The organism is Pseudomonas sp. SDO5591_S426, assembly GCF_054070755.1.
In genome coordinates, this window is the sequence record NZ_JBSVXD010000295.1 from 1 (window position 1) to 4,664 (window position 4,664).

A 4,664-nucleotide genomic window follows, 5' to 3' on the forward strand; every position below is an offset into this window, starting at 1 on the left:
CACCCTGCGAAAGCGTAGCCCTCGCAGGGTGTGGGGGTGACCATCTCATTAGCCCCGACGGGTCGGGGCTTTGGGGGTGACGCTAATGGCTTACTCGCCGATGGCAGCCTTGTAACCGGCGGCGTCGAGCAGCTTGTCCAGCTCAGCCTTGTCGCTTGGCTTGAGCTTGAAGATCCACGCGCCATAAGGGTCGGAGTTCAGCAGTTCCGGCGAACCACTCAGGTCTTCGTTGATCGCGATCACTTCACCGCTGATCGGAGCATAGATGTCGGAAGCGGCTTTAACCGATTCAACGACACCGGACTGATCACCGGCGGCGAAGGTTTTTCCAACTTCGGTCAGTTCGACAAACACCACGTCACCCAGCGCTTCCTGCGCGTGATCGCTGATGCCCACGGTGACGGTGCCATCGGCTTCCAGACGTGCCCATTCGTGACTTTCGGCAAAACGCAGTTCGGCAGGGATATCGCTCATGTTCTGTGTCCTCAGGAAAATTGTCAGCGGTCCAAGCCCGCCGGAAAAGATTAGATCAAGGTTTTGCCATGGCGTACGAAGGTCGGTTTGACCACTCGGACCGGGTACCACTTGCCACGGATTTCCACTTCTGCGCGGTCGGCAGTTGCCATCGGCACGCGCGCCAGTGCAATCGACTTGCTAAGCGTAGGAGAGAAACTACCACTGGTGATCTCCCCTTCGCCAACATCGGCGATGCGGACCACTTGATGAGCGCGTAAAACCCCGCGCTCCTCAAGGACCAGACCGACCAGTTTGTGCTGTACGCCACCGCTGCGTTCGGCTTCCAGCGCCGTGCGCCCGATGAACTGCCGGGTGGCCGGCTCCCACGCGATGGTCCAGGCCATGTTGGAGGCCAGCGGTGAAACGTCTTGCTGGATGTCCTGACCGTAAAGGTTCATGCCGGCTTCGACCCGCAAGGTGTCCCGCGCGCCAAGGCCGATTGGGGAAATCCCGGCACCCACCAGATCGTTGAAGAAACCGGGAGCCTGATCGGCCGGCAAAATGATTTCCAACCCGTCTTCACCGGTATAACCGGTGCGTGCGATGAACCAGTCACCGTCAGGCTGGCCTTCGAAAGGTTTAAGCAGCTGAATCAGGTTGCCACGAGACTGGTTGACCAGCTCCGCAATCTTGTGTCGGGCGTGGGGCCCCTGGATAGCCAGCATCGCCAACTCGGAACGTTCGCTGAGCTGCACGTCGAAGCCGTCGAGATGGGCTTGCATCCAGGCCATGTCCTGGTCGCGGGTGGACGCGTTGACCACTAGGCGATAACCCTCATCGAGACGGTAGACGATCATGTCATCGACGATGCCGCCCTGCTCGTTGAGCATGGTGCTGTACAACGCACGGCCGGGGCTGTGCAAACGTTCGACATCATTGGCCAGCAAATGCTGGAGCCAGGCCTTGGCCTGGGAGCCGCCGACGTCGATCACGGTCATGTGGGATACATCGAAAACACCGCAATCGCGGCGCACCTGGTGGTGTTCCTCGACCTGCGATCCGTAATGCAGAGGCATATCCCAACCGCCAAAATCGACCATCTTCGCGCCGAGGGCGAGATGAAGGTCATACAGAGGCGTACGCTGTCCCATGGGTTTCTCCTTCCGGGCGTGGCGAAGGTGCGGGCGAGTGCTTTATCGGGTGAAAGCGTTGAAACAAAAGGCTTTCAGCCGATTACTACTACCTTGTCTGTCAGACGGACCGCACCGAATGCCGCGCATTGTAGCCGCAAGGTGTAGGACTGACACCTAGCTGTTTCGATGCGCCGAACGTCGTATCAATCCGATGACCGGTAGCAGCCCGACCAAAACCAGGGTCAGCGCCGGCAAAGACGCCCTCGCCCACTCGCCTTCGCTGGTCATTTCGAAGATCCGCACGGCCAGCGTGTCCCAGCCAAACGGGCGCATCAGCAGGGTCGCGGGCATTTCCTTGAGCACATCGACGAACACCAGCAATGCCGCGCTCAACGATCCGGGCAGCAACAACGGCAGATACACTTTGAAAAACAGTCGCGGCCCACTGACACCCAGGCTACGTGCCGCTTCGGGCAAAGATGGCCGTATACGCGCCAGACTGCTTTCCAGTGGCCCATAGGCCACGGCGATGAAGCGCACCAGATAGGCCAACAGCAACGCCGCCAGACTGCCGAGCAGCAGCGGCTTGCCGGCACCACCGAGCCAACCGGACAGCGGAATCACCAGTTCGCGGTCCAGATAACTGAACGCCAGCATGATCGACACCGCCAGCACCGAACCGGGCAAGGCGTAGCCAAGATTGGCCAGGCCGACACCGGCATTGATTCCCTGAGTCGGCGCCAAACGTCGGGCAAATGCGAGGATCAGGGCGACGCTGACGGTGATCAACGCCGCCATCGCGCCCAAGTACAAGGTGTGGACGATCAGGCCGGTGTAACGCTCATCCAGATCCAGGCGCCCCCGCTGCCAGAACCACACCACCAGTTGCAGCATCGGAATGACGAAGGCGCAGGCGAACACCAACCCGCACCAAGCGGTGGCCAGCAGCGCTTTGAAGCCATGCAGGTGATACAACGCCTTGACCCGTGGCCGTTCGTTGCTTGCCCGGTTGGCGCCGCGGGCACGACGCTCGCCGTACAGCACCACCATCACCACCAGCAGCAACAGACTGGCCAGTTGTGCGGCGGTAGAGAGACTGAAAAATCCGTACCAGGTCTTGTAGATAGCCGTCGTGAAGGTATCGAAGTTGAACACCGACACCGCGCCGAAATCCGCCAGGGTTTCCATCAACGCCAACGCCACGCCCGCGCCGATGGCGGGACGCGCCATCGGCATGGCCACCCGCCAGAACGCTTGCCATGGCGATTGCCCAAGCACTCGCGCGGCTTCCATCAGGCCTTTGCCCTGAGCCAGGAACGCCGTGCGCGCCAACAGGTAAACATAGGGATAGAACACCAGCACCAGAACCAGAATCACCCCGCCCGTGGAGCGCACGCGCGGTAGCCGCAGCCCGGTGCCGAACCACTCGCGCAGCAGGGTTTGCACCGGACCGGCGAAATCCAGCAGACCGACGAAGACAAATGCCAGCACGTAGGCCGGAATCGCGAAAGGCAGCATCAGCGCCCAATCGAGCCAACGCCGACCGGGGAACTCGCAGAGACTGGTGAGCCAGGCCAGGCTGACACCAAGGACCGTCACGCCGAGGCCAACGCCGAGTACCAGAGTCAGGGTGTTGCCCAGCAGTCGCGGCATCTGCGTGTCCCAAAGGTGGGACCAGATCTGTTGATCGATGGTTTGCCAGGACAGCAGCAAGACGCTCAGGGGTAGCAGGACCAGCGCAGCGATGGCGAAGACCAGGGGATACCAGCGGCGTTGGGCGGGGTGGGCCAAGGAAAAGCTCTCGCGAAATCTTGAAGTGTAGAGAAACGCAAAAAAGATCGCAGCCTCCGGCAGCTCCTACAGTGGGTTGGTGATCACCGTGTAGGAGTTGCCGAAGGCTGCGATCTTTTACTCTTTAACGCTGCCGACTCAGTTCCAGCCAGCCCGATCCATCATGCGAATCGCTTCAGCCTGACGTTTACCGGCGACTTCCACCGGCAAGGTATCGGCGATGAACTTGCCCCACGCTGCGACTTCAGCGGATGGCTGGACGGCCGGGTTGGCCGGGAATTCCTGGTTCACGTCAGCAAAGATTTTCTGCGCTTCAGGCGTGGTCATCCACTCCACCAGGGCCTTGGCGGCTTCCGGGTGCGGCGCGTACTTGGTCAGGCCGATGCCCGACAGGTTGACGTGCACGCCGCGGTCCGCCTGGTTCGGCCAGAACAGCTTCACCGGCAGATCCGGTTTCTGCTTGTGCAGGCGACCGTAGTAGTAGGTGTTGACGATGCCCACGTCGCATTGGCCGGCGTTGATGGCTTCCAGTACCGCAACGTCGTCGGAGAACACGTCAGTGGACAGGTTGTTGACCCAGCCCTTGAGGATCTTCTCGGTTTTCTCGGCGCCGTGCACTTCGATCATGGTGGCGGTCAGCGACTGGTTGTAGACCTTCTTCGCCGTGCGCAGGCACAGGCGACCTTCCCAATTCTTGTCGGCCAGAGCTTCGTAGGTGGTCAGTTCGCCCGGTTTCACCCGGTCGGTGGAATAGGCGATGGTCCGCGCCCGCAGGCTCAGGCCGGTCCAGGCATGGGACGCCGCGCGATATTGCAGCGGGATGTTGGCATCGATGGTTTTCGAGGTGAAGGGCTGGAGGATGCCCATCTGCTCAGCTTGCCAGAGGTTACCGGCATCTACGGTCAGCAGCAGGTCGGCGGTAGCGTTCTCGCCCTCGGCCTTGATGCGCTGCATCAGCGGCGCTTCCTTGTCGGTGATGAACTTCACCTTCACGCCGGTTTTCGCGGTGTAGGCATCGAAGACTGGCTTGATCAGTTCGTCGATACGCGAGGAGTAGACCACCACTTCGTCGGCGGCCTGGGCGGCGGTGCTGCCGATCAAGGTCAGGGCCAGTGCAGTCAGTAGACGCTTCGGTGCCAACATGGGAGCGGTCTCTCGATTGAAAAAGTGAGGCCAAATGATAAGGACTCACATTTGCCTTCTCAATCGAACAGTTCGCGGAGGAGTTACCAGATGTTGCACAGATTAAATTTACCGCATTTCCTGTAGGAGCTGCCGCAGGCT

The 4,664-nt window shown here is 60.6% G+C and carries 4 protein-coding genes; all 4 read right to left on the reverse strand.

Annotated features, from left to right (window positions below):
• Positions 1-90: 90 nt before the first annotated feature.
• Entirely contained in the window at positions 91-474 is a 384-nt protein-coding gene (gene gcvH, locus ACW9JC_RS28795; RefSeq protein WP_416129566.1) for a glycine cleavage system protein GcvH, read from the reverse strand.
• Positions 475-524: 50 nt separating this feature from the next.
• Complete coding sequence (gene gcvT / locus ACW9JC_RS28800) at positions 525-1,607, reverse strand: glycine cleavage system aminomethyltransferase GcvT (protein ID WP_448109723.1); 1,083 nt, start codon at positions 1,605-1,607, stop codon at positions 525-527.
• A 156-nt stretch (positions 1,608-1,763) separates the two neighbouring features.
• Complete coding sequence (locus ACW9JC_RS28805) at positions 1,764-3,380, reverse strand: ABC transporter permease (RefSeq protein WP_457459287.1); 1,617 nt, start codon at positions 3,378-3,380, stop codon at positions 1,764-1,766.
• 138 nt (positions 3,381-3,518) lie between these two features.
• Complete coding sequence (locus ACW9JC_RS28810) at positions 3,519-4,523, reverse strand: extracellular solute-binding protein (protein WP_457459289.1); 1,005 nt, start codon at positions 4,521-4,523, stop codon at positions 3,519-3,521.
• Positions 4,524-4,664 lie beyond the last annotated feature (141 nt).

Excerpts from the sequence above, each read along its gene's own strand:
- gcvH (WP_416129566.1), bottom strand. The coding sequence starts at position 474 with ATGAGCGATATCCCTGCCGAACTGCGTTTTGCCGAAAGTCACGAATGG.
- gcvT (WP_448109723.1), bottom strand. The coding sequence starts at position 1,607 with ATGGGACAGCGTACGCCTCTGTATGACCTTCATCTCGCCCTCGGCGCG.
- ACW9JC_RS28810 (WP_457459289.1), bottom strand. The coding sequence starts at position 4,523 with ATGTTGGCACCGAAGCGTCTACTGACTGCACTGGCCCTGACCTTGATC.